At 32.5% G+C, this 21,561-nt stretch carries 26 protein-coding genes; 7 read left to right on the forward strand and 19 right to left on the reverse strand.

Annotated elements, in window-relative coordinates:
- Positions 1-92: 92 nt before the first annotated feature.
- Together I4N53_RS07415 and I4N53_RS07420 are read right to left on the reverse strand one after the other, a co-directional pair.
- The gene (locus I4N53_RS07415; RefSeq protein WP_012994890.1) at positions 93-509 is read right to left on the reverse strand and encodes a PspC domain-containing protein; all 417 of its coding nucleotides are present in this window, start codon (positions 507-509) and stop codon (positions 93-95) included.
- Between the two features lie 32 nt (positions 510-541).
- Complete coding sequence (locus tag I4N53_RS07420; protein WP_012994889.1) at positions 542-823, reverse strand: LiaI-LiaF-like domain-containing protein; 282 nt, start codon at positions 821-823, stop codon at positions 542-544.
- A gap of 107 nt (positions 824-930) precedes the next feature.
- Between I4N53_RS07420 and I4N53_RS07425 the strand changes: the two genes are divergently transcribed.
- Both I4N53_RS07425 and I4N53_RS07430 read left to right on the forward strand, forming a co-directional pair.
- Entirely contained in the window at positions 931-1,854 is a 924-nt protein-coding gene (locus I4N53_RS07425) for a glycosyl hydrolase family 18 protein (RefSeq protein ID WP_012994888.1), read from the forward strand.
- A 77-nt stretch (positions 1,855-1,931) separates the two neighbouring features.
- Positions 1,932-4,070 (forward strand): S-layer homology domain-containing protein, encoded by a 2,139-nt coding sequence (locus I4N53_RS07430; protein ID WP_013150103.1) that lies wholly within the window; start codon positions 1,932-1,934, stop codon positions 4,068-4,070.
- Positions 4,071-4,135: 65 nt separating this feature from the next.
- Here the strand turns inward: I4N53_RS07430 and I4N53_RS07435 are convergent, their stop codons facing one another.
- The 6 genes from I4N53_RS07435 to I4N53_RS07460 form a co-directional block, all read right to left on the reverse strand.
- Positions 4,136-4,804 carry a hypothetical protein gene (locus I4N53_RS07435; protein ID WP_214495955.1) on the reverse strand — a complete coding sequence of 223 codons (669 nt, stop codon included), beginning with the start codon at positions 4,802-4,804 and terminating at the stop codon, positions 4,136-4,138.
- Positions 4,797-5,453 carry an ABC transporter ATP-binding protein gene (locus I4N53_RS07440; RefSeq protein WP_013150101.1) on the reverse strand — a complete coding sequence of 219 codons (657 nt, stop codon included), beginning with the start codon at positions 5,451-5,453 and terminating at the stop codon, positions 4,797-4,799. The genes I4N53_RS07435 and I4N53_RS07440 overlap by 8 nt, the downstream gene beginning before the upstream one ends.
- A gap of 22 nt (positions 5,454-5,475) precedes the next feature.
- On the reverse strand, positions 5,476-6,207 hold the full coding sequence (locus I4N53_RS07445) for a hypothetical protein (protein ID WP_214495956.1): 732 nt from the start codon (positions 6,205-6,207) through the stop codon (positions 5,476-5,478).
- Between the two features lie 68 nt (positions 6,208-6,275).
- A complete protein-coding gene (locus tag I4N53_RS07450) occupies positions 6,276-7,007 on the reverse strand; it encodes a hypothetical protein (protein WP_157629577.1) in 732 nt (243 codons plus the stop codon).
- Positions 7,008-7,024: 17 nt separating this feature from the next.
- Positions 7,025-7,867: a hypothetical protein gene (locus tag I4N53_RS07455; RefSeq protein WP_013150098.1), complete on the reverse strand. Its 843-nt coding sequence runs from the start codon at positions 7,865-7,867 to the stop codon at positions 7,025-7,027.
- Between the two features lie 426 nt (positions 7,868-8,293).
- Entirely contained in the window at positions 8,294-8,848 is a 555-nt protein-coding gene (locus tag I4N53_RS07460) for a TIGR01440 family protein (RefSeq protein ID WP_013150097.1), read from the reverse strand.
- 206 nt (positions 8,849-9,054) lie between these two features.
- On the opposite strand from I4N53_RS07460, the gene I4N53_RS07465 reads away from it, so the two are divergent.
- Complete coding sequence (locus I4N53_RS07465; protein ID WP_013150096.1) at positions 9,055-9,651, forward strand: superoxide dismutase; 597 nt, start codon at positions 9,055-9,057, stop codon at positions 9,649-9,651.
- Positions 9,652-9,880: 229 nt separating this feature from the next.
- Here the strand turns inward: I4N53_RS07465 and I4N53_RS07470 are convergent, their stop codons facing one another.
- The 4 genes from I4N53_RS07470 to I4N53_RS12415 all read right to left on the reverse strand — a co-directional run bounded on the left by I4N53_RS07470 (position 9,881) and on the right by I4N53_RS12415 (position 12,097).
- Positions 9,881-10,309, reverse strand: a complete 429-nt coding sequence (locus I4N53_RS07470; protein ID WP_214495957.1) for a DUF86 domain-containing protein — start codon at positions 10,307-10,309, stop codon at positions 9,881-9,883.
- Positions 10,263-10,718, reverse strand: coding sequence for a nucleotidyltransferase domain-containing protein (locus I4N53_RS07475; protein WP_214495958.1), 456 nt, complete (start codon positions 10,716-10,718; stop codon positions 10,263-10,265). The genes I4N53_RS07470 and I4N53_RS07475 overlap by 47 nt, the downstream gene beginning before the upstream one ends.
- Before the next feature lie 90 nt (positions 10,719-10,808).
- Positions 10,809-11,726, reverse strand: coding sequence for a signal peptide peptidase SppA (gene sppA / locus I4N53_RS07480; RefSeq protein WP_214495959.1), 918 nt, complete (start codon positions 11,724-11,726; stop codon positions 10,809-10,811).
- A gap of 239 nt (positions 11,727-11,965) precedes the next feature.
- Positions 11,966-12,097 carry a hypothetical protein gene (locus I4N53_RS12415; RefSeq protein ID WP_255549781.1) on the reverse strand — a complete coding sequence of 44 codons (132 nt, stop codon included), beginning with the start codon at positions 12,095-12,097 and terminating at the stop codon, positions 11,966-11,968.
- Between the two features lie 132 nt (positions 12,098-12,229).
- On the opposite strand from I4N53_RS12415, the gene I4N53_RS07485 reads away from it, so the two are divergent.
- Complete coding sequence (locus I4N53_RS07485; protein WP_012994877.1) at positions 12,230-13,381, forward strand: amidase domain-containing protein; 1,152 nt, start codon at positions 12,230-12,232, stop codon at positions 13,379-13,381.
- 21 nt (positions 13,382-13,402) lie between these two features.
- On the opposite strand, the gene I4N53_RS07490 is transcribed toward I4N53_RS07485, so the two are convergent.
- From I4N53_RS07490 to I4N53_RS07500, 3 genes are all read right to left on the reverse strand, one after another.
- Positions 13,403-13,879 (reverse strand): HDIG domain-containing metalloprotein, encoded by a 477-nt coding sequence (locus tag I4N53_RS07490; RefSeq protein WP_013150092.1) that lies wholly within the window; start codon positions 13,877-13,879, stop codon positions 13,403-13,405.
- Positions 13,880-14,262: 383 nt separating this feature from the next.
- Positions 14,263-14,463 (reverse strand): hypothetical protein, encoded by a 201-nt coding sequence (locus I4N53_RS07495; RefSeq protein WP_214495960.1) that lies wholly within the window; start codon positions 14,461-14,463, stop codon positions 14,263-14,265.
- 21 nt (positions 14,464-14,484) lie between these two features.
- Positions 14,485-14,736: a YkuS family protein gene (locus tag I4N53_RS07500; RefSeq protein ID WP_013150090.1), complete on the reverse strand. Its 252-nt coding sequence runs from the start codon at positions 14,734-14,736 to the stop codon at positions 14,485-14,487.
- A gap of 233 nt (positions 14,737-14,969) precedes the next feature.
- Here I4N53_RS07500 and I4N53_RS07505 point away from each other — a divergent pair, with 233 nt between their 5' ends.
- Both I4N53_RS07505 and I4N53_RS07510 read left to right on the forward strand, forming a co-directional pair.
- Positions 14,970-15,875: a M23 family metallopeptidase gene (locus I4N53_RS07505; RefSeq protein ID WP_214495961.1), complete on the forward strand. Its 906-nt coding sequence runs from the start codon at positions 14,970-14,972 to the stop codon at positions 15,873-15,875.
- 1 nt (position 15,876) lies between these two features.
- A complete protein-coding gene (locus tag I4N53_RS07510) occupies positions 15,877-16,275 on the forward strand; it encodes a polymer-forming cytoskeletal protein (RefSeq protein ID WP_214495962.1) in 399 nt (132 codons plus the stop codon).
- 22 nt (positions 16,276-16,297) lie between these two features.
- Here the strand turns inward: I4N53_RS07510 and I4N53_RS07515 are convergent, their stop codons facing one another.
- Complete coding sequence (locus tag I4N53_RS07515; RefSeq protein WP_013150087.1) at positions 16,298-17,731, reverse strand: PLP-dependent aminotransferase family protein; 1,434 nt, start codon at positions 17,729-17,731, stop codon at positions 16,298-16,300.
- Positions 17,732-17,863: 132 nt separating this feature from the next.
- Between I4N53_RS07515 and iadA the strand changes: the two genes are divergently transcribed.
- Complete coding sequence (iadA, locus tag I4N53_RS07520; RefSeq protein ID WP_029687999.1) at positions 17,864-19,039, forward strand: beta-aspartyl-peptidase; 1,176 nt, start codon at positions 17,864-17,866, stop codon at positions 19,037-19,039.
- A 20-nt stretch (positions 19,040-19,059) separates the two neighbouring features.
- Here the strand turns inward: iadA and I4N53_RS07525 are convergent, their stop codons facing one another.
- The 3 genes from I4N53_RS07525 to I4N53_RS07535 all read right to left on the reverse strand — a co-directional run bounded on the left by I4N53_RS07525 (position 19,060) and on the right by I4N53_RS07535 (position 21,427).
- The gene (locus tag I4N53_RS07525; RefSeq protein ID WP_214495963.1) at positions 19,060-19,632 is read right to left on the reverse strand and encodes an ANTAR domain-containing response regulator; all 573 of its coding nucleotides are present in this window, start codon (positions 19,630-19,632) and stop codon (positions 19,060-19,062) included.
- 20 nt (positions 19,633-19,652) lie between these two features.
- A complete protein-coding gene (glnA, locus tag I4N53_RS07530) occupies positions 19,653-20,987 on the reverse strand; it encodes a type I glutamate--ammonia ligase (protein ID WP_214495964.1) in 1,335 nt (444 codons plus the stop codon).
- A gap of 158 nt (positions 20,988-21,145) precedes the next feature.
- A complete protein-coding gene (locus I4N53_RS07535; protein ID WP_012994867.1) occupies positions 21,146-21,427 on the reverse strand; it encodes a hypothetical protein in 282 nt (93 codons plus the stop codon).
- Positions 21,428-21,561: the final 134 nt, after the last annotated feature.

Here is a 21,561-nt window from a genome sequence, read left to right on the forward strand (position 1 = left end):
AATATATCATATTTTTTGAAACTCTGTCACTTCTCTTATGTCTACTTATAAGGAGATAGCCACCTTAATATGACGAAAATAAAACCAACTCCCTACGTTTTTTTTAATAAAATCCCTAAACCAATTATGATCAGCAAAACAGGCCAAATAATTTTAAAACTCAACCAAGGTAACAATCTATCTAGCAAAAGCAATGCTCCTAAAATCACTAAAGCCCAACCTAAAACTTCGTTTACTTTGTTAGAATTATCTTCTGCTTCTACCGTACTATCTTGTTGGTGTTCTTCGGCTTTAGGCTCTTCTTCTACAATTTTTCCTTTTAATTGATAAGGATTTTCCGGTATTAATATCCAAGCAATGATATACGGAATCAGTCCAATACCACTAAATATCGCTAAAAGGCAAATAATTCTTACTAAAGTCACATCAATGTCCAAATACTCCGCTATTCCTCCACAGACTCCTCCTACCATTTTTTCCACCCTAGACCTATACAATTTTCCACTCATATTGTGACCTCCAATCTAATATACTCTACTTATCATAAATCAATAAAATTCAAAGGAAACAAATAGAAAAACTTACCCGTAAAAATTAAGATTAAAATCGCCAATAATATAACTCCTATGTTAATATCACTCTTTTCATTTCCATATAATTTACTGCTAAATATCAGTTCTAAGCCCAGCAAAATAAAAAATATGGGCCATATCATTTTGTAAACTAAAGAAGGTATAAATACATTAAAATTCGGTAAAAGTAACAAAATCCCCATAAATATAAGAGAAAGTGCACTGGCTAAAATTCCTGTCCTTCTTTTCATTTTTACCATGCCTCCTTTACTTCACTCTATAAAACATTATACATATTATGAAAGTATAAAGTCAAAATAAAAAATTTTTATAAAAAATATCTTTGGAGGTGGTAATAATGGATAACAAATGGTATTTTGATATAGCTCCCGGCGCTGTTGATGACTTAAAAGCCCATGCAAAAGACATAACAACTCTCATTCCTTTTTGGTATGGAGTAAAAGAAGATGGAACCTTAGCCGACATGTCTTCAAATGAAGTCAAAAAAATCGCCTCTGATAACAATTTGCCTCTTTATCCTATAATCCACAATTATTCGGACCCAAAAAAGTCACAACTAATACACGACTTATTATCCTCTACCACTTTGAGAGATACTTTAATTGCAAGTATTAGAGATATGGCAGTTGCAAACAATTACCCCGGTATAAATATAGATTTTGAGTTTGTTCCCCCTGAAGACAGGTCAAATTTAAACACTTTTTTAGAAAACCTTTATACTTCCTTAAAAGCGGTAGGAAAAATTGTTACAATATCAGTGCCAGCAGAATTAAGTGATAACCCTCAGCATCCTTTTTCAGGTGCTTTTCAATATTCCTTTATCGCTCAAAATGCAGACCAGATATACATTCTCGCATACGATGAACACTTCTCACAGCCAGGGCCTATTGCTTCTATAGGCTTTGTCACAAATGTTTTAAATTATGCCGTAACAGTTATTCCACCTGAAAAAATATGGCTAGGAATGGCAGTATATGGCTACGACTGGACAGAAGGAATAAACTATCCTCGCACCCTCACATATGAACAGGCTGTAACTTTAGCTCGAAATCTTGGAGTAACTGTAATATATGATGAAACAGCACAAGAGTCCACTTATACCTACGTTTTAGACGGAAAAACCCATACAGTTTGGTTTGAAGATTCAAGAAGTTTTTCTGCAAAATTAGCTCTTGTAGACAGATACAAACTATCAGGAATAGCAATTTGGCGATTAGGTCAAGAAGACCCTGCTATATGGAATATTTTAAAAGAAAGGTAATTTTCTTTATCTTTTCAGGAACTTTTTCGATTTATTTACGTCTAACCAGAAAAAGATACTAAAAAAGGAGGTTTTTTATGAAAAAATTTACATCTCTTGTTATTGTCCTTGTTTTCCTGTTTGCACTTATGATGCCATCAAACATGGCATTGGCACAAGCTGATACAAAGATAAGTTTAAAGCAGGCAATTGAGATAGCAAAAGAAAAACTCGACATAAGTAACAGCGGCTATGACTTTAATTCCAACTATTATGAATACAATAATAAGAAATTCTGGAACCTTATGTGGAGCTCTTCAACTAAAGGCGATATAAGCGTCACAATTGATGGTGACACCGGTGAAATTACCAACTATTACAGTTGGAGCCCCATTGCGCAAGAACAGCCTAAAATCCCAAAATATACCCGGGATGAAGCAAAAAAAGTGGCAATTGAATTCTTACAAAAAGTAGCTCCTGAAAAATTTAAACAAACAAAAGAACAAATTAACAATAATAACTATGGTTACAATGAATACTATTCTTACGATTATAACTTCACGTTTGAAAGAGTAGTAAACGGTATGCCTTTCCCATACAACGCCCTATACGTCACAGTAAACAAAAACACTTTAAAAGTTACCTCTTACTCACTAAGTTGGGAAGATTATTCCTTCCCTGACCCTAAAGCCGCAATATCTAAAGATGAAGCTATAAAAATATTTAAAGAAAAAATAGGTTTAAAACTTCAATACAACTTAGTTTACAACCAAGTGTACGGTAATGAACCTCAAGTAATACTAGTTTATGGTATATACCAAAACGCTCCTATTGATGCTATTACAGGAGAAGCAAAAACAAATGAATATTACTATATACCAATGTATGGCGGTGGAGGCGGAGGTAGCGACGCAGGAAGAGAAATCTCACAAAAACTCTCTCCGGAAGAACAAAAAGCAATCGAAGCCTCAGAAAAATATATATCAAAAGATAAAGCTATTGAAATAGTGGAAAAAAGCCTTCCTTTTTCAATAAGCGATTACAAGTTAACTAACGCAAACTTATATACTGGTTATGATTATCCTCCTGCTAAATCTAATCCTGTGTGGTCTTTTAACTGGACCTTAAACAAAGAAGATAAATATTACTATGTATATGCTACAGTTGACGCTGTCACAGGTGAACTTAAATCTTTTAACAAGGGCAGTCCTGATATAGATAATGTGCAAGGAAAACAATCTTCATACACTAAAGAGCAAATGAAAAAAATCGCCGAAGAATACCTTAAAAAAACAGTTCCTGATAAGTTCAGTAAAACAGAATATCAAGAGGTAAATCTTCCCGAAGATTCTAAAATGATTAAAATGCCGACATATCCTTTCAGATATGTAGAAGTAGCAAATGGAATTTTGTGCTCTTTTAACACAATAAATGTTAACGTAAGCCCATATACGGGTGAAATAGTTGGATACTCAATAAATTGGACTTCTGTAAAGTTACCTTCCCTAGAAAACATAATAAGCCTTGATGAAGCTTATAAGATAATGTTTGACAACTCTGAATTTATATTAACGTACATTCCAGACTATGACCATAAATCTCCAGATAAACCGCCAACCATACGACTTGCTTATCAATCAAATTTCTACAACTATATAGACGCAAAAACTGGCCAAATTATAGATTCCAATGGAAAACCTGTAGTAAAAAAATCAGAAACTATTTTCACAGACATAGAGGGCAACTGGGCAGAAAAAGATATAAAACTTTTAGTACAATATGGCATTATTGACACTAAAGAAGATAAATATTACCCAGATAAGAACATACTTCAAAAAGACTTCATAAAAATGTTAATAAAAGCAATACAGCCTCCTTATTATGACCCGATACCAAAATCCCCAGATGATTATGACACCTACTACAGCATAGCTATAAACAAGAAAATTATAACAGAAAAAGAAAAGAATCCTGATGCTATAATGACAAGGCAAGAAGTAGCAAAGCTTCTTGTGAAAAGCTTAGGAGTAGGTTATATAGCCGACATTCCAAATATATACACAATAAGCTTTAAAGACAAAGATAAAATACCTAATAACATGATTGGATACGTAGCAATAATTACAGGCCTTAAAATTATGAACGGCTCAGGCGGTTATTTTCACCCACAAGGCCATCTAACAAGAGCACAGGCAGCAGCAGTAATCGTGAGATACCTACAATTAGATAAAATATAATTTAAAGGCACGGTCTTTCCGTGCCTTATAGTTTGTCTGCAAAGGTAAATCAAAGAGCTTCTAAATCATTTGTTGATATTTAAAAACTTTTCTAAAATTTGTTTTTTAATTTCATTATACCTGTTTAATTCGTCTTTACTATAGGCAATAACTTCATACTCTTCTATCTCCCTATAATAATATTCTTGTTCTGAAGAGAGAATTTTATCAAAAAAGACATTATTTGTGTTGTATTTATCAATACCACCATTGTGCGTCAACATATATATGTCTTTGTTTTTATAAAATGGATTATATTTCATATATTCAAGGTATGGCCATTTCTTTAAAAACAAAATGTATTCATCTCCATATTTCATAAAATTATATCCATTGTGAATAATAAAAAACTTATTTTTAAAGTTAAAAAAAGATGGTTCAAAAATATATATAGTTTTATTTTTTAAACTATCATTCCCTTTGTAAACAGAAACTACTCTAAACCCCACCAGAGTACTTAGATGTAAGAATTCTCTTTCAAGAGCTGTTCCTTTAACTATAACTTCTGAATCCTCTACCAAGTCTGAAAATGAGAAATTTTTCTCATAAAACCACGGTCCTCCCATTGCCTTATACTCCATTAAATCATCCAAACTAATTTTTTGAGTATCAACAAAAGAAGCACGAACTATACCCCCAACAATCACCGCTATAATAATAGTGATGACTATAACAATGACATATATTTTATTCATCTTTAATTACACTCCCTACAAGATACACCCTTCCGGCCTCTACTTTAAACTTCTCATCACTTAAAATTTCTATATCTTCTTTGATATGACTGGCAATGAGGATTGTCGCTCCTCTTTCTTTCTCTTCCAGCAATATATTTCTTACTAGTTTAATGCCTTCTTCATCAAGAGAGTTAGTGGGTTCATCCAGTACAAGAAGTTGGGGTTTCTCCATTATCGCCTGTGCTATACCAAGCCGTTGCTTCATGCCAAGAGAGTATTTTTTGTAAGATCTTTTATCATTAGGGTCAAGTCCTACTCTTTTTATGGCAGTTTTAATATCTTCGTCTGTAATAATATTTTTTATGGAAGCTAAAAATTTTAAATTCTGAAACCCTGTCCACTGCTCCCAAAAACCTACATTTTCTATTATTAAACCTAAGCTTTCAGGAAATGAAACATCTTCTCCAATTTTTTTGCCAAATACCTTAACCTCACCGCGAGTAGGTCTTATAAGACCACAGATAGCTCTAAATAACATTGTTTTACCAGAAGCATTCCTTCCAAAAAAACCATATATTTTTCCTTTTTCAAGTTCCAAGTTTATATTATCTAATATTGTTTTCCCTCCGATTATTTTAGTTAAATTATGTATTTTCACAGCTATCATCCATAATCCCCCTAATTTTCAATTATTTCCTATCAATTATCTCAACCGTTTTTATCATTTTTATTCCTGCCAAAATAATCAAAACCAAATACATCCCTAATATAAGTAAAGACCAATAAAAGTTAAATCCCGGTATTACAGGAGCATCCAAAGGTTTAAGATATTTTTGCAAAAAACCGTCATTATGCCACACTAACACTGCTTGTAACACAGGATTGATTTTTATCAATAAATGTTGCAATGAATCACTTAGTTTAATAAAAGCTGGAAAGTACATAAAAGTATACACAAGTAAAGTTATAAAAAGAGATACTTCAGCATTCATTATGTATAAAGACAATATATTTGTTAACAAAATAACTATTAGTATAACTATCACATTCAAAACAACGCTTACAGTACATACCAATAAAAAATGTTGTACAGATAGTACAGGTAAATTATTAACAAGAGCAGCTATAACAACAGTCACAGTAATAATAACAAAGTAGAAGACCAAATCTTTCGATATCTGAAATAGCTTATCTATAAACCATCTTACCCTATTGTCCTTTCTCGTAAAAACATAAACTGAACTTATTCTAAAGTCCTCATAGAAAAAATCTCCAAAAGCGATGAAAATATATAACCTAGGAACAATATAAATAAGAAAAGATATCAAGTCAAAAGTTAGCTTCCCTTCAGGATAGGACAAGAAGTTGGGAATAAATATTACTAGCAGTTCTACTGAAGGTTTATCAGCCAAAAATGTCATGTTATGAAGCCAAATTAAAGAAGATAAAGTTCCAACTATTACAGCTACAATAAATATAATTAATTTTTTTATTTTAAATCACCTCTTTGTAGATCCATTTTTCTTAAAATTTCTTTACTTATGAACAATAAAAACAAAGATAAAAATACCAAATAACCAGAGTATACTGAGGATAAAAATAAAAAATTCCCTGTAGGCAAATCAAAAGAGACTATAAACTCTACTAACATTCCTGTAGTGGTCATAGCATAACCATCTAAGTGAAAAAGCGTCAATATATAATCAAACCCACCTATAAAGTAACCGACCAAAAAACCTATATATTGCTTTTTACTGATAAATGAGGATATTACATGGCTAATTCCAATTATGAAGAAAATAATGTATTTTATTATAAAATCACCAACCATAAATGCAATATTTTTTACTCCCACAATTTGCGTCACTCCAATATGTATTACAGCCATTATAATTATAGGAAGCTCAAGGAAAATGACATATAACATTGTATCCATTAAAAGTAATTTAACTTTTTCTTTCCACCACATATCTATACTTTTTAGCCTTGTCAATATTAAAGAATGATTTAGTATATCTTCATCGCTTATACTTATGAGGAAAAGCGGTACATAATACAAAGCAAAATAGATTAAGCGAGAAAAAGGTGTGTAGATATTTTTTATATAGAGACTATTTATTAGTTCTATTTGCTCACTTGCAAGTATTGATATTTGTATATTAAAGAATAATACCATTAGATAAACTATTATACGCTTCTTCCTGCCTATTGAAAACAGCATTTTATAAAACCACAACTTTAAATCTCTTCCCCTCTCGCATTTAATACAATCATAAACAGACTTGCTATCAACACTCCTAGTATTGAGTACCCAAATGCCTTATAATCTAATCCTCCTATGCTGGGAGAAACATTTAAATAATAGCTCAAACAATAATTCGTCTTCCCTAATAGGGCAAATATAAAATTTTGAGTAAGAAATAAGATTGTAGGTAAAACAACAACTATATATCTGTTTACTTTCTTAAAAAATGATACAGCATAAGAAAGTACTGCGATTGTACCACCAAAAAAACCATCTAAAAAAATGTATAACAGGTTATGTAAATAGGGATTCAAGGTATGCAGGTTTTTAAAATAGATCTGTGTAAGATAATACTTATCATAAACAGGGTTACCGGCATTTACTTCAGAAATCGCATATAAAGGAAAAGCAATTATGTAAAGAAGTTGATCCAATAATAAAGGCAAAAAAATTATAATAAAACCCGAAAAAAAGACTACAATACCTTTACTTAAAACATATAAACTTTTATCACAGCGTGTAATAATGAAGTTAAGTACATTTCCTTTTTTATCTTCTAGATATGTATCTGCAAATACTATGCTAGCAGGTAGCGTGAGAAAAAAAAGATAGTATATATCTCCTATATAACTAAAGTCTATGAAACGGACATTAGAATTAATATATCCTATCCACATTTGATAAGCAGAAGGCAACTCCGAAGTAGGAGCCTTATAGTAAGTCAAAGTCCTTAAGTCAAAAAGAGTACAAATTAACACAATCTCTAATGTCAACACCATGTTAAACTCTTTTCTTCTAAAAAGCTTAATAAATTCGGTTTTTAAAACAGCAGGCAATATAATTTCCCCCCTTCCACATATTAACTTTGCCACTGTGGTAAACCACAGTAGCAAAGTTAAGTCACTTGTTTTTAACACTCCTTTTGTTTTTCATTATACTATCCCCCTTTTTTTCTTGAAATTCCTAGAAAATTACCTTACACTCTCCATTTTTAGAATAACATTCATCAAAAAATTAATCAAATATATACAAGTCTTTTTTTTTCAAAATCGCCTTTTTAGGATAAAATACCCAATGATTTTCTAATATTTTTCAATAATACTTAATATTGCTCTTTTTTCTACCAAATCCTTAGGATTTATCTTTGCAATAAAATTATGTAGAATATATAATATAAATATTATAAAAAAGTTTACTTAAGACCCCCTTCTTAACCTCTGAAATATATAGAACTGCTAGTAATTTCTAGCAGTTCTATATTGCTACATTTTTTTATATCTTGCCCTTTCTCCACCTATTAACTTAGGCCTCGTCCTTGCTGCAACAATTGTTGCCTCCCCTATTTTATTGCGACTCAATCTTACAGGAACTACAACAGGTCTTAAATGCATTCCTATGAGAACAAGCCCAATGTCAAGACCTGCATGACCTAATCCTTTTAAATTCTCTACCATCACAGGATTTTTATACTGTTCATAGGCATATGTCTGCAAAGACCCACCAGCATGCTCATGAGGAATAACATTTACCACTTCAAGGCCGTATTTTTCTTGTGCCTCTTCTTCCAACAAAAGTGCCCTGTTTATGTGCTCACAACCTTGTACTGCAAGGTAAAGTCCTTTTTTATGAATTGCCTGCAGAATCGGGTCCATTACTGCTTTTGCCACATCAAGACTTCCTGCAGTTCCCACTTTCTTACCCAATATTTCACTTGTACTTCCTCCTAAAACAAAAAGGCTTCCCGGTCTCAAATTCGCTATTTTCAATAACTCTTCTACAACCTCAGCGGTTTGCCTTGAAATTTCATTTAAATCCATTTGCCACACCTCCTAAACCTTATCCAAGTATCATTATAACACATTTTAATTTAAGGAAAGTGTAGTATCATAGATATATCTGTATCAGATTTTGTAAGCAAATGTGTGAATAGTTGACATTTTGCATCTATTAAAATTTTATGTGTACCAATGACATATATCTTCACATATATTAAAATTAGATATGCAAAAGGAGGCATAATAGTATGGATAAGCTTGTAGCAAAAAAATATAACTTGATGTTGAGGGGAATATCCCAAAGAACTCTTGAAGAGCATTACAAATTATACAACAGATATGTAGATAAAACAAATGAAATACGTGAAAAACTAAAAACAGCCGACCGTTCAAAAGCAAATGCCAGTTATAGCAAATACAGAGAACTCAAATTAGAAGAAACCTATAATTTAGATGGAGTCAAACTCCACGAACTGTATTTTGAAAACTTAGGAGGACCAGGTGGTACCCCAGATGACATAATAGCATCAATGATTACACTTGACTTTGGCTCCTTCGAAAACTGGAAACAGGACTTCATAGCTTGTGGAATGGCCTCCCGCGGTTGGACTGTACTTTGTTTTGACCCTATAGACTTAAAACTTCACAACTACCTTCAAGACCTTCATAACCACGGTATAGTGTCAAGAAGTGTACCTCTTCTCGTCCTCGACACTTATGAACACGCCTATTTTATAGATTATGGCACTGACAAAAAAAGCTATATAAATGCTTTTATGGACAATATAAAATGGGAAGAAGTAAACAGAAGAGTAACCTCTTGGATATACATGCATCCATTTTGATAAAACTACGCAGGATTCAAAATTTCCGAATCCTGTGTAGTTTTTAAATTATTAAGGATTATTTACTCCTCTTTGATGATTAATATTTTTCTATAACTAAGCGAACTTTTCAAGATAAAATCTTAAACAAGCTTCCCAATCTAAATCTCTCAAGGCTTTTATACCCTCAGCGCAAATATAGTGTACCATTTTTATGCCCCATCTTTATGCACAGGTCTTCATGAAAAATTTACTCATCAAGCCCTTCCATAAATTCAGTTACAACATCAATATACTCGTTAACCAGCTCTATAAGATTTTTATAATTTTCAAAAATTATTTTGTGGTTTACATCTTCATATTGGTGAACAATTCTATTTCTCATGCCTGTAAAAGAGGCAAGCTGTTTTGCAACTTTATCAGGTAAAATCTTTTTATTCCCAAGTATTACAAAAGATTCATAATAACTTTTGGGAGGTTTTAGTCCTTCGTATTCTATAATTAAAGAATTTATATCCATGCAAGTCTCTATTATAAGCTGTATTAGTCTTTCACCAGTGTAGTAAATGAAGTAATTACTCACGTATTCTTCATAGGTATATTCAGTTACTGGTAAAAGTTGTTTTATATAATTAGAAAGACTTATCAATTTGCGGCGGATGACATCTTTGTAATTCATTTTTTATCCCCTTTTTTAAATAATTTTCTTCCAATTTTCTTAACTTTTTTACATCATCATAACTTTTGACAGAATACAAATAAAAATCTATATATGCTTCAGAATAAGCTTGATACAGCACTTTACAACTAGCTATAATTTCAAAACGCAAAAGTGGATCAGCATAGTTTAAAACTACAACGTCAATGTCTTCCCTGTTGAAAATTTCTACAAGTTCTCTTAATATTGAGCTATACAGATTCATATCTATATTTTTATCAAATTTTATTCCAATGTCTAAATCGCTTGATTCACGGGCTCTTCCCTTTGCATAGGAGCCAAATATCAATATTAGTGAAATATTATACTTATTAACAAACTCTTTTAGCTTTTTTTTATCATAGAAAATACCATCTACTTTATAAAACATTTACTTCCCCTCACATAACAAATAATACAAAACATCTAGTCATACCATACACTCCTCAAGGTGAGATTTGTAAACTATCCTTTAAAGTTATTACTTATAATTCAGACTGTATTTATCAATAAACAAAAGCCTTAATATTTCAACTCCTATGTCTTCTAAATTGCTTTTTGCACCGCTTCCAAAAAGTATACTCAATGGAGTTGGAGTAGCGTAATATTTTAATACAGGCTTACCTTGTATACCTGACTCTTTTGCGGCGATATCTACAGCGTCATAAAAATCCCCCAGTTTATCCACAAGACCAACTTTAAGTGCCTGCCTTCCTGTAAATATTCTTCCATCTGCTAATTCTTTTACTTTATCTATTGGCATTTTTCTCCCTTCAGATACAATCTCTAAAAATTGCTGAAAAGTATCTTCTATAACTCCCCGCAATATCTTTTTCTCTTCAGGAGTTAAATCTCTTGTGGGTGAACCTATGTCTTTATAAGGGCCACTTTTTATCGTTATTTCTTTTAAGCCCAATTTGTCATACAACCCTTCGTAGTTAGTGTATTGCATTATAACGCCAATGCTTCCAGTTATAGTAGCAGGATTTGCCACTATTATGTCCCCTGCAGAAGCCACCATGTATCCCCCTGAAGCAGCAGCATCTCCCATTGAAACTATAATTTTTTTACCAGTTTTTTTTAGCTTTTTAAGCTCTTTATAAATCTCTATTGATTTTGCTGCAGAACCTCCTGGACTATTTATTTTAACCACAACTGCTCTTACAGCATTGTCTTCTTGAGCTTTTCTTATCTGTTCAACTGGGTCGTTTACATTTTGTGGAATTCCTAATATGTTTGTTGTCTGCCCTATAACTCCCTCAATCATTATAACACCTATGGTATTTGAAGCAGTAGCCACGCCTTTATCCTGTTGTGGCATTGAAACTAACATTGATACTATTGAAGTTACAATTATCAATCCAATAACAATCAATCCTATCAAGGCTTTTTTACTCATTTTTCCTCACCTATTCTCCTTTATATAATCTTTTTACAAAATTTTTTGCCATTAAATAGCCACAATATTTAACAAAATAAGCAAAGTCTCTACTATCAAGCTAATTATCACCTCACTAACGTAAAACCTTTTAAGAAACAAAACCATTCCAAACATACAACCTATCAAGAAAATAGTTACTATTTAAAAAGTACATTTAAATTCCCCTTCATAGCCTTTTGTGGATTTTCCCATTCAAACTAGGCCTCAACTTCCTGCCCTGAAATCACTACTTTAAAATACATTTTTTGCGCAAAAACAACCAAAGCAATGGTGAATATTGCTGATATACTGATGTTATAAGATTTTGAAACACTTTTTAATTCTATCAAGTTTCACACCTCCATTTTCTCACTTTTTTATTATAACATAAAATTGCTCAAAATTTACCAATAAATATAGTATTAAAAAACTTATAACCTTCATATTATTATTTTGAATTACATTAGCGAGGAGGAGAGCAATTGGATATCAAAAAATATCATAAACCAATTGGTCTTTTACTGACATTAATTTTTTTAACTTATTTTTCTGTATCTTTTTTTAATAAAACCGTGCAGACAGTTTCTGAAAACAAAGAAGAGATAAAACCAGTATTAGATGAATTTTTTAAAAAAAGAGGAAGTGTACTATTAAGTGGTGACTTAAAAGAAATAGAAGGTTTTTACGATATATCATCTACATATGGCAAATGGGCATTGGACCATGAAAGAAGAAGAATTGAATATGTTAAAGGATGGTCAGAAAAGAGAAATCTTAAGTTCACAGAAGCAGAGTCCTTTTACAGGATAAAAAGCATAAAAGCTGGCGAAAGTTCAATTTGGGTGTATCTTGTAGAAACTATGAAAATGGGTTATGCCTACAATGCAAAAAGCGATATAATAAATTATATGGGACTAGGTATAAGGCATTCAATACAACTTGTAAAAGTCGATGAAAAATGGCTTATAAGAAGAGATTGGTATTATGACCCCCTTGATGAAGATTCAGCTTATATAGACGCTTCTCCCGCCGAAGGAATACTTCCTGAAATTGCTCCTGCTTCCTCAAACCCACAAACCGAAGAAGAAAAAAAACCTGAAAAGAAAGGTAAATATGACAGGGAAGGAGCAGTAGCTTATGCCGATAAATACGCAGGAGCCGCTTGGGGAAGTGGTAATAATTATGAATATAATCCAAAATACAGAGATTATAACGGAATAGGGGGAGACTGTACTAATTTCGTTTCCCAAGTATTACACGAAGGTGGAGGACTTCCTATGGATTATGTATGGTTCTTTGACGGAAAAGACTCCTCCACTGCCTGGGCACAAGCACCCTCTCTTTTTAACTATCTCATTTATACAGGGAAAGGTAAATTAATTGCAAAAGGATATTATATAGATATGGTAAAAGCTACTGAACAGCATCCAAAAGGAGCTATAGCAGAAATTGAAAAAGGAGACCTAATCTGCTATGAAGAAAAAGGAGAAATAGTTCACTTTGGAGTAGTTACAGGCTTTGATTCTATGGGGATACCTGTTGTGAACACTCACACTTCTGATAGATACCATGTTCCCTTTGATTTGGGATGGGATAAAAGGGTAATTTATAGGTTTATACATATAAACGATTAAAGATAGAGAAAAACTCTATCTTTAATTTCTTCCATCTGCTTCTTGAAGTTTTATAATGTCTTCGTCTTTAGGAATTTTGTCATGATGATGCTTTACGATGTGTATTATTCTTTCATTTAGCCCAATTTCTTTACAGATTTGTGCACTATATTCTGTATGGTTATTATATATTTTTAGAAAATAAAAGTACCTTTCTAAAAAATTAACTAAAAAAGGGAATTTATTAAAAATAACCGCTATTGCTTTTTTGAAAGGAGTAATTTCTGCTTTTATTTTCCCAATATCATGAAAAATAGCGGCCTTTAAAAGGTCATGCTCCTTTATCCTGTATTTATCAATTAGATAATAGCACACATCTAAAGAATGTCTCTTTTCATAAACAGGCAATTTATTAAAGTATTCTAACTCTTTATCGTTTAAAAAATTCATTAAAAATTTATAGTCTTTTTCATAAATTTTGGCCCTTTTCGCTTTAAAATACTGTTTTATTCTATCCACAAAATCACCTTTATTCTAATATTATGTCTTTCTCTTCAATTGTCTCCAATGCTTTACCTGTTTTTTATAATATCAAAACAAGTATTTATGTCAATATAAAGTTTCCTATTCCATTTCCTTTTTTAAAACCTTCCCTATACTCCACAAAGCTGTTATAAGTTGTGTCGCTGCAACCCTTGTAGCGTTCTATATTACTTTCTCCCCTTTCTTACGGCAACAACCCATACTCACCCTTTTGAACCCAAAACAACAGATTTTTACGTTAATTCTTTGTCGCAATAAAACAAAAAATGCGAGAGTTTTTCCTCTCGCATTTTTCCATTATTTTCAGTCCCGCACTTACCCATTTATTATTAAAAAAATCCTTTTAAAATTTCAAAATTCTATGTTTGATCAGGGCTTGATAAAACTTCGTCAAAAACTCCTATTCGGCAAATTTTCTTGTTCCCATCCCAATGTCGACATATTTCGCAGCTTCTTTCTTGTAAAGATACAGACATAGTCAAATTATTTCCATAGCGAGATGGATCTAACTCAAAATCCTCACAACTTCTTCCTACAGCTTTCAATTGCTCAGTACTCACTACAGAATCACCACCTATAACTTATAATCTTTTTATACTTTCTTCTACATCAAAAGGAGTCATCCCCGTCGCATCTATTACCGAAACATTTGTCAAAACATCATCTATGCCTAACATATTTCTACTTTGCCCCGTTATGACTATAGCATCATAGGCATTTAAATCACTTTTTTCTGAAAGAGTTTCTTTTAATTCTACAACCTCATATCCTTTTTGCTTTAAATAATCTTTAATATTGGAAAGCTGACTTTCTACTGCAATTCTTTTTCCCATCTCAACACCTCCTGTGATTCATTCAAATAGTAGTATTCTCCACATCGATTATTTTATACCTATAACTGTTTCTCCGACTAAGAAACTAACAAAGATAAAAGCCACATTACTACCCAAACTAAAAAAGAATTTATCATAACATTATAAAAATTTAAAATTTGATTTTTTAGCAGGATTTTGATACATTTGTATAGAATAAATATAGTTGTCCATTTTTTAGGGTGGAGGTACAAATGAAAAAGAGAAAAGATAAATATCTCAATATTATGATTATTCCTGATTCAACTCAGCAAATCAAAAACTTTAAAATCTCTATTCCCCTTATAAAAACAGTAGTAATAGTAGCTTTTTCAATAATTATGGCTGCTACAGCTTTTTTAGTTTATTTTAGTAAAACAACTTTTTATTTATACAGTGTGATAGCGGAAAAAGAAAAAAAAATCGAGCAATTAACTTCCCTTATAGAAGAACAAGACAAAAAAATAGCTACTTTAGACAAAAATGCTCAACTGGTCAATGAAAAAATTAAAGGCTTAAACGAATTAGAAGAAAAAATAAGACGCATGGTTGGATTATCAACTCCTACTACAAGCCGTGGCAGTATATCAAGAGGCATTAGATCCGATGCTAACATTTCCTACGATAATGAAACAACTGCCGAGCTTATTTCACAAATAGATCAAAAAACACAAGATTTACAAGACCTTATTTCAAAAGTAGCAGCCCGACTTGATTATCTAAATTCAATACCCAGTGCTTATCCAGTATATGGTACAGTAACCTCCCTTTTTGGAACAAGAAAGTCTCCTTTTGGCTCTGGAACTGAATTTCACGCCGGAATGGACATATCTGTACCTACAGGAACTCCAGTAAAAGCCGCTGGAAAAGGTGTAGTTATATATGCAGGATGGTTATCAGGATATGGTAAGGTAGTAATCATAGACCATGGGTATGGGATTCAGTCCGTATATGGTCATAATTCTGAAATTCTTGTCAGAGTAGGCCAAAGTGTAAAAAGAGGCGACATAATAGCAAAGTCAGGGAATACCGGAAGAAGCAGTGGCCCTCATGTTCACTTTGAGATTAGAGTAAATGGCAATCCTGTAAATCCAATGAAATATCTCGCAAAGGAGAATTGATATGTTTCAAAAAAAAGAACAAATTGTAGAAGTTAATCCAGACAAAATTGACACCGTCATAGGAAAAAATTCAGCTTTTGAAGGCACAATTAAATCAGAAGGAACTTTAAGGATAGATGGCAATTTTACAGGTCAAATAGAAACAAAAGGAAATGTTGTAATAGGTGAGTCAGCAAAGATAGAAGCTAATATAAAAACTGATAATATAATTATTTCAGGCGAAGTAAAGGGAAATATATTTGCCAAAGGCCAGCTACAACTTACTTCTAGTGGAAAACTTTATGGAGATATAGAAGTACAAAACTTGATAATTGAAGAAGGAGCTATTTTTGAAGGAAAGTCTAAAATGACAAAGTCTTCTCCTTCGGATTTTAGCAAAAAAACTGACCAAACAAAATAAAAAGGCCATCTTACGGCCTTTTTTATATTATAGGAAGATATATTCCGTTTTCATTAGATTCTCCTTCTAAAACCTCTTTCAGTATATCTACCCCCTTATCTATCTCCTCCAACTCACAAGAGGCAAAACTTAATCTCATAAAATTGGTCTCTTTTTTTATTGCAAAAAACATATCCCCTGGAACTATAAGTAAATTTCTCTCTAAACATTTAGAATACAAATTTTTAGCAGAAATATTGTTTTTAAGCCTTAACCAGTAGTAAAAACCTCCTTTAGGATATTCAAATTCTACATAATTTTTTAACATCTGAAGTCCATTACCCATATTTTCAAACCGTTTTTTCATTACTTGCTTTATTTCCTCAATATGATTTTTCCAAATATTTTCTCTAAGATATAAATCAAAGGCTCTTTGCATCAAACCTGAAGTAGATAAATCTGTCACATATTTTGCTTTTAGGAAACTGCTTACTAGCCTTTGTGGAGCAATTATAAAACCTAACCTCAAACCCGGCATGTATATTTTTGAGAAGCTTTTTATATAAATGACTCTGTCATATTTATCATAAGCTTTAAGTGGCAATATCTTTTCTTCAGTAAAGCTTAAATCACTGGCAAAATCGTCTTCTAAAATATAAGTTTCATATTTTTCTGCCAACTCTATCAGTTTCTTCTTTTTTTCCTCACTGTATACAATGCCGGTAGGATTATGAAAATTAGGTATTGTATATACGAACTTTGGCTTAAATTTCCTTAACTTATCCTCCAATTCCTCTAAATTTATTCCATCTTTTTCTAAATCTACTTCTAAAATCTCTGCTCCTCTCGATTCAAAAGAGGCTAAAGCCCACGAATAAGTGGGTCTTTCAACAATTATGCTATCTTCAAAATTTATTAACGCTTTTGATACTACATCTATACCTTGCTGTCCCCCAGAAATTACTTGTATATTTTCAACATCAGTAAATATTTCATCTTTTTTTACAAATTCTTTTATAGATTCTCTTAATGGTTTATATCCTCTCGTGTCTTGATACTCAAAAGCATATCCTCCATCTCTTCTCAATACTCTATTGATTAAATCGCCAAAATCCTCCACTGGAAAAAGCTCTGGATTTAAAGAGGAAGAAGCAAAATTTATAATTCCTTTCTTTAATGGAATTTCTCCTTGGTCTGTTAATTTAAAGCTTTCATCAAGGTCCTCCTCTTTTTTTATATCTTCACAGACATAAGTACCGCTTCCCACCTTAGTATATACATACCCATTTTGTTCTAAAAGCTTATAAGCATTTATCACTGTAATATTGTTTACCCCCAACTCCTTTGCAAGGCTTCTTATAGTGGGAAGTTTATATCCACTTGGCAGGCTGCCATTCTCTATAAATCTCTTTATTTGACTGTATAACTGAATATATAAAGGCACATTTTTACTTTTATCAATTGTTATTTTATTCATATCCATCCCTCACAAAATTGTATCGCTACAATTATTATACCATTATTATGACAAAAATTCTTTCTAATTTTAAAATGTATTATAATAGATTGGAAGAAAAAATAATATAAAGAAACCAAATGAGGTGAGATCATGTTTTTACTTTTAAAAGGTGGAGAAGTTTACTCTCCTCAGCCTTTAGGTAGAAAAGATATTTTAATCTGCAATGGAAAAATAATAAAAATTGCTGATGAAATAAAACCTATAAAGGAATTTGGAAATGTAGAAATTGTAGATTTACAAGGCTTTACCATAGTTCCAGGTTTCATTGACCAGCACGTCCACATCGCAGGAGGCGGTGGAGAAGGAGGACCAGTCACAAGGACACCTGAAATAACTCTATCTGATATTACAAAAGGTGGAATAACTACAGTTGTAGGCCTCTTGGGAGCAGATGGAATAACCAGAAGCATGGCTTCTCTTCTTGCAAAAGCAAGATCTTTGGAGCAAGAAGGTATAACTACTTACATATATACCGGTGCTTATGAACTTCCTACACGCACTTTAACAGGAAGTGTAAGGTCAGACTTAGTTTTAATCGACAAAGTAATAGGTACTGGAGAAATCGCCATTTCGGATCACAGGTCTGCACAGCCAACTATTGAAGATTTGACAAAACTTGCTGCAGAAGCAAGAGTTGGAGGTCTTTTAGGGGGTAAACCTGGAATAGTTCACCTGCATGTTGGAGATGGAATAAGAGGATTATCTCCCTTGTTTGAAATAGTAGAAAACGCTGAAATACCTATTACACAATTTGTTCCTACTCATATAAACAGAATAGGACGTTTGTTTGAACAAGGATTAAAATTTATAGAAATGGGTGGCGTAATTGACCTTACTTCTGATATAAAGCCGGACGCCCATACAAAAACTGCTTTAACTCCAAAAGAAGCAATTAAAAAAATCGTAGAAAGCAAATTACCTATAGAAAAAGTTACTATGAGCTCTGATAGCAATGGTAGCATTCCTGTATTTGATGAAAATAAGCGATTAGTTAAGGTTATGGTAGGAAGCACACAAACTCTATACCGCGATTTAAGAGAAGTTATAGTGGAAGGAATACTGCCAATAGAACAGGCAATTAAAATAATAACAGAAAATGTAGCAAAAGTGTTGAATTTATATCCAAACAAAGGGTGTATCAAAGAAAAATCAGACGGGGATATAGTAGTATTAGATGGCAATTTAAATATTCATTCTGTTATTGCAAAAGGAGTATTCATGATAAAAGATAAAAAAATAGTAAAAAAAAGCATGTTTGAAGAATAAAAGAGGCGGTCTCACCCATCTTATTCTTTATATTCTTGTAATATCATTTCAGCTATTATCTCCATTGGAATAGACAAATCCATGCTCATCTTTCTCATAATTTTATAAGCTTCATCTTCGCTTAATCCTTTAGCTTTCATAATATATCCTTTTGCCTTTTCAATCTTTTTCCTAGCTTCAAGTTCATGCTTTAATTTTTGAATTTCCTCTTTCATGTTCCTAAACTTTTTGTAATTTTCTATCACAAATTCAACTGTCGACAAAAGTACCCCTCTATCTACTGGTTTTAATAAATAAGAAAATACAGAATATTTTCTTATTTCATCAAGAAAATCTCTTTGAAGAGTAGAAGTCATCAAAATTACAGGTGCTATGTCATCTTCATTTATAATACGTCCCACTTCATAGCCATTTATATTGGCAAGATTCAAATCCGCTATAACTAAATCAGGAGCGAGAGCGCGACAAAGCCTTATAGCGCTTCCGCCATCTCTCGCTTCATAAACTAGATGTCCATTTGCCAACAATACATTTTTTATAAACTGCCGTGACAAATCACTGCTGTCTGCTAAAACAATTCGCCATTGGCCCATCGAGACACCTCTAATTTAACTTAGAATTTAGAAAGATATTGATCTAGTTCCCACTGAGTAACGTATATTTTGTACTCATCCCATTCTGCTCTTTTAGCCTCCAAAAATTTTGTATACACATGATTGCCTAATGCTTTTTTTATAACTTCATCCTTTTCTAACTCGTTTAAAGCTTCTTCTAAAGAACCTGGCAGTCTTTCAATTCCTAAGCTTTCTAATTCTTCTTTATTCATATGATATATATTTGCATTTACAGGTGGTGGCGGTGTTATATTATTCTTTATACCATCTAATCCTGCTGCCAATGCAACAGCCAAAGCAAGATAAGGATTGCTGGTTGGATCAGGACTTCTAAGTTCTATCCTTGTAGACTCCCCTCTTTTGGCAGGAATTCGTATTAAAGGGCTTCTGTTTCTTGCAGACCAGGCAATATTTACAGGAGCTTCATAGCCTGAAACTAGTCGCTTATAAGAATTAACAATAGGATTAGTAATAGCTGTCATAGCTTTTGCATGTTTTATAATTCCTCCTATATAGTTATAACATACTTTACTTAACCCTAGAGGGTCAGAAGGGTCATAAAAAGCATTTTTACCATCTTTTGTTAGTGACATGTTCATATGCATTCCAGACCCTGCAATGCCAAAAACCGGCTTGGGCATAAAGGTAGCGTGCAACCCATGTTTTTGAGCAATAATTCTTACCACCATTTTAAAAGTCATCACATTGTCAGCAGTAGTTAACGCATCGTCGTATTTAAAATCTATCTCATGCTGTCCAGGCCCTACCTCGTGATGGGATGCTTCAATTTGAAAGCCTAATTGTTTTAAAGTTGATACCATTTCTTTTCTCGCACTTTCTCCTAAATCTACAGGTGCCATATCAAAATAACTTGCGTTATCTTGTGTTACCGTCGTGAAGTTACCTTTTTCATCTGTCAAAAAGAGATAAAACTCACATTCAGGACCTACATTAAACTGATACCCTAATTTTTTTGCTTCTTCTAAATTTCTTTTTAAAACATACCTGGGGTCTCCCTCAAAAGGAGTCCCATCGTAATTGTAAATGTCACATATAAGCCTCGCTTCTACCCCTGAGTTTGTCCTCCATGGAAAGACCACAAAAGTATCAGGGTCTGGTCTTAAATACATGTCCGATTCTTCAATTCTGACAAAACCGTCAATTGAAGAACCGTCAAACATAATTTCATTGTTGAGAGCTTTATTTAGTTCTTCTACTGGGATAGAAACATTTTTCATGACCCCAAAGATGTCACTGAATTGAAGATGTACATATTCCACTCCATACTCATTTGCCAGTTTTAAAACATCCTCTTTGCTATATTTTTTACCCATAATCTTCCTCCTCTAATAAATTAAGGGCGCACTCAAATAGGGTGTCACTACCCATTTGAAGACGCCCTTGCCTTCCCACTAAATCATTATTAAATTTTAACTAAGAAATATTATATCACATTTTTTTCACAGTGCAATACAGTTTTAATAATTTTTTTCTATTTTTTCTCTACTAGTATGTCAATACCATCAATCCAGCCAGAAACTACATTGAAAAGCCATGCTCCAAAAGCACTAACTATAGAAAAAATTATGCCATAAACTATTCCGCCAATGAGGCCGCCAATTATTCCTGCGCCAAAAGCTCCAAAACTGCTTGCAAAAAGTCCACCAAATAAGCCACCAATAAGTCCCAGAATTAGGCCTATCACAATTCCGTAAATTAAAGTAAATTTAAAAACCGATAAAACGGATATTTTTTTAAGTTTATAATTCCACATCTACACCCCTCCTTTTTTGAAATTATAAAGATTTACGTTATAATTATATTACATTTAAAAATAATTATGCCTGTTTGTAGGGCTTTGTAAAGTAAAAATGAAAAAATAGCATAGGATTTCTCATGATAGCTTCA

The sequence above is a fragment of the Thermoanaerobacter sp. CM-CNRG TB177 genome (genome assembly GCF_018588165.1).
Classification (GTDB): Bacteria; Bacillota; Thermoanaerobacteria; order Thermoanaerobacterales; family Thermoanaerobacteraceae; genus Thermoanaerobacter; species Thermoanaerobacter thermocopriae.

Bases quoted from the DNA above. Each gene is read 5' to 3' on its own strand.
- I4N53_RS07415 (WP_012994890.1), bottom strand. From the start codon at position 509: ATGAGTGGAAAATTGTATAGGTCTAGGGTGGAAAAAATGGTAGGAGGA.
- I4N53_RS07420 (WP_012994889.1), bottom strand. From the start codon at position 823: ATGAAAAGAAGGACAGGAATTTTAGCCAGTGCACTTTCTCTTATATTT.
- I4N53_RS07425 (WP_012994888.1), top strand. From the start codon at position 931: ATGGATAACAAATGGTATTTTGATATAGCTCCCGGCGCTGTTGATGAC.
- I4N53_RS07430 (WP_013150103.1), top strand. From the start codon at position 1,932: ATGAAAAAATTTACATCTCTTGTTATTGTCCTTGTTTTCCTGTTTGCA.
- I4N53_RS07435 (WP_214495955.1), bottom strand. From the start codon at position 4,804: ATGAATAAAATATATGTCATTGTTATAGTCATCACTATTATTATAGCG.
- I4N53_RS07440 (WP_013150101.1), bottom strand. From the start codon at position 5,453: ATGATAGCTGTGAAAATACATAATTTAACTAAAATAATCGGAGGGAAA.
- I4N53_RS07445 (WP_214495956.1), bottom strand. From the start codon at position 6,207: ATGACATTTTTGGCTGATAAACCTTCAGTAGAACTGCTAGTAATATTT.
- I4N53_RS07450 (WP_157629577.1), bottom strand. From the start codon at position 7,007: ATGCTGTTTTCAATAGGCAGGAAGAAGCGTATAATAGTTTATCTAATG.
- I4N53_RS07460 (WP_013150097.1), bottom strand. From the start codon at position 8,848: ATGGATTTAAATGAAATTTCAAGGCAAACCGCTGAGGTTGTAGAAGAG.
- I4N53_RS07465 (WP_013150096.1), top strand. From the start codon at position 9,055: ATGGATAAGCTTGTAGCAAAAAAATATAACTTGATGTTGAGGGGAATA.
- I4N53_RS07470 (WP_214495957.1), bottom strand. From the start codon at position 10,309: ATGAATTACAAAGATGTCATCCGCCGCAAATTGATAAGTCTTTCTAAT.
- I4N53_RS07475 (WP_214495958.1), bottom strand. From the start codon at position 10,718: ATGTTTTATAAAGTAGATGGTATTTTCTATGATAAAAAAAAGCTAAAA.
- sppA (WP_214495959.1), bottom strand. From the start codon at position 11,726: ATGAGTAAAAAAGCCTTGATAGGATTGATTGTTATTGGATTGATAATT.
- I4N53_RS07500 (WP_013150090.1), bottom strand. From the start codon at position 14,736: ATGGGAAAAAGAATTGCAGTAGAAAGTCAGCTTTCCAATATTAAAGAT.
- I4N53_RS07505 (WP_214495961.1), top strand. From the start codon at position 14,970: ATGAAAAAGAGAAAAGATAAATATCTCAATATTATGATTATTCCTGAT.
- I4N53_RS07510 (WP_214495962.1), top strand. From the start codon at position 15,877: ATGTTTCAAAAAAAAGAACAAATTGTAGAAGTTAATCCAGACAAAATT.
- I4N53_RS07515 (WP_013150087.1), bottom strand. From the start codon at position 17,731: ATGAATAAAATAACAATTGATAAAAGTAAAAATGTGCCTTTATATATT.
- iadA (WP_029687999.1), top strand. From the start codon at position 17,864: ATGTTTTTACTTTTAAAAGGTGGAGAAGTTTACTCTCCTCAGCCTTTA.
- I4N53_RS07525 (WP_214495963.1), bottom strand. From the start codon at position 19,632: ATGGGCCAATGGCGAATTGTTTTAGCAGACAGCAGTGATTTGTCACGG.
- glnA (WP_214495964.1), bottom strand. From the start codon at position 20,987: ATGGGTAAAAAATATAGCAAAGAGGATGTTTTAAAACTGGCAAATGAG.
- I4N53_RS07535 (WP_012994867.1), bottom strand. From the start codon at position 21,427: ATGTGGAATTATAAACTTAAAAAAATATCCGTTTTATCGGTTTTTAAA.